The 1950-nt window shown below is 60.1% G+C and carries 3 protein-coding genes and 1 pseudogene; 1 reads left to right on the top strand and 3 read right to left on the bottom strand.

Annotation, left to right across the window (positions count from 1 at the left end):
• The 3 genes and pseudogenes from A2I95_RS34230 to A2I95_RS34220 form a co-directional block, all read right to left on the bottom strand.
• Window positions 1–159 (bottom strand): annotated as a pseudogene (locus A2I95_RS34230) (alanine--glyoxylate aminotransferase family protein); the annotation flags it as partial.
• A gap of 200 nt (window positions 160–359) precedes the next feature.
• Window positions 360–818 (bottom strand): Lrp/AsnC family transcriptional regulator, encoded by a 459-nt coding sequence (locus A2I95_RS34225; protein ID WP_027259814.1) that lies wholly within the window; start codon window positions 816–818, stop codon window positions 360–362.
• Window positions 815–1270, bottom strand: a complete 456-nt coding sequence (locus A2I95_RS34220; protein ID WP_291736977.1) for an Lrp/AsnC family transcriptional regulator — start codon at window positions 1268–1270, stop codon at window positions 815–817. Before A2I95_RS34220 ends, A2I95_RS34225 begins: the two co-directional genes overlap by 4 nt.
• Window positions 1271–1402: 132 nt before the next feature.
• Between A2I95_RS34220 and A2I95_RS34215 the strand changes: the two genes are divergently transcribed.
• On the top strand, window positions 1403–1950 hold a 548-nt coding region (locus tag A2I95_RS34215), incomplete at its 3' end, for an NAD(P)-dependent oxidoreductase (protein ID WP_291736975.1).

Genomic DNA, 1950 nt, shown 5'->3' with positions numbered 1-1950 from the left:
CAGCGCAACCGCTTCAGCGTTATAGACTTCTTTCAGCATCCCGTTGATGTCCAGCATCACGGTCTGAAAGGTCTTGGACATGTGATTGAGCGAGCGGTCGGTGAAAACCACCGAAAATTCATCCAGACCCTGCGGGTCCACGGTATCGAGCAGTGCCATCTGGGCCTCCCTAGTATTCCTCAATAAACGGCTAGCCGGTGCCGCAGGCTTTGGCAAAGCCTACCTTGGCATACAGTGCTGCCGCCGTTCTCCGAAGGGGGATACTGGCGAAATGGAACGGAAAAGACAGCCCAAGCACGACAGAAATCACCCGCATTTGCGCCAAGCGGGTTTCGGATCGGCAACAAAGGTGCACAGACTCACCCCAGCGGCCCCGGCCTGCGCTCCTCGCTCAGCAGCACATTGGCCTCAACATTGCCCACCCCCGGCAGGGTCATCACCCGGCGGCGCAGCACGCGTTCGAAATCCGAGATGTCCCGCGCTGTCACCCGCAAGCGGTAGTCATACATGCCCAGCACATGCTCCACCGTCTGCACCTCGGGAATGGCCGAAACCGCGCGTTCGAAATCCTCCAGGCTGACCCTTCCCTTGGTGGCCAGCTTCACGCCAAGAAAGACAGTGACGCCAAACCCCAGTTTCTCCTTGTCGAGATCCAGCTTGCGTCCGGCGATTATACCTGCCTCCTGCAACCGCTTGATCCGCCGCCAAGTGGCCGGCTGGCTAAGGCCCAGCTGCCGTCCCAATGCACCCGCAGATAAGGTCGCGTCCTCGGACAGCGCCCGCAGCAGGGCAAAATCGAGATCATCCAGCGTATTCATAGCGGCAGCACCTCGTCCGACTTGATCCGCGCCACATGCATCAGCGCTTCGATATCGGTAATATGCGGCAGGTTCAGAATGGCGGCGCGGTATATCAGCTGGTAATGCGGCATGTCCCGTGCGATCACCGAGAGCCGCACATCGACCTGGCCAAGGAATGTCTGGATCTCGATCACCTCGGCAATGCCGCGGGCGGATTCAATAAATTCGTCAAATGCGCGCGGGTTAGTCTTGTCCAGCGTCACCCGCAGCGACACCTCCACCTCATACCCCAGCGCCCGCCAGTCGATTATCGCCCTCTGGCCCAGGATCACGCCCCCCTCGCGCAGCTTCTCCAGCCGCCGCGACAGCCGCGAGGCGGTGAGCCCGAGGTGTTCAGCCAAATCCGGAATCGATTGCGCCGGGTCGCTTTGCAGATGGCGCAGAATGCGCCGGTCGAGGTCATCAAGCATGATTTCATCACTAACATGCACTTTGACGAATAACTATTGCAAAGAAACTGCTGAAATCACGCAGAACAGCAATCGCCTTCCCCGCGCACTTCCCTATGATGCCCTCAAACACCAAACGAAAGGACGTGGATCATGCGCGTTTATTACGACCGCGATTGCGATGTGAACCTGATCAAGGACAAGAAAGTGGCCATCCTGGGCTATGGCTCCCAGGGCCACGCCCACGCGCTGAACCTGCGCGACAGCGGCGCCAAGAACCTTGTCGTCGCCCTGCGCGAAGGCTCCCCCTCCGCCAAGAAAGCCGAAGGCGAAGGCCTGAAGGTCATGGGCATCGCAGAAGCGGCCGCCTGGTGCGACGTGATCATGTTCACCATGCCCGACGAACTGCAGGCTGAGACCTACAAGAAATACGTCCACGACAACATCAAGCCGGGTGCCGCCATCGCGTTTGCCCACGGCCTGAACGTGCACTTCGGCCTGATTGAGCCGAAAGAAGGCGTCGACGTCATCATGATGGCGCCCAAAGGCCCCGGCCACACCGTGCGTGGCGAATACACCAAAGGCGGCGGCGTGCCCTGCCTGGTTGCGGTTCACAACGACGCCACCGGCAAAGCACTGGAAACCGGCCTGTCCTATTGCTCCGCCATCGGCGGCGGCCGCTCGGGCATCATTGAGACCAA

Source organism: Leisingera sp. F5 (assembly GCF_001593695.1).
This window is presented reverse-complemented; position numbering and strand designations above follow the sequence as displayed.

Excerpts from the sequence above, each read along its gene's own strand:
- A2I95_RS34225 (WP_027259814.1), bottom strand. The coding sequence starts at position 818 with ATGAATACGCTGGATGATCTCGATTTTGCCCTGCTGCGGGCGCTGTCC.
- A2I95_RS34220 (WP_291736977.1), bottom strand. The coding sequence starts at position 1,270 with ATGCTTGATGACCTCGACCGGCGCATTCTGCGCCATCTGCAAAGCGAC.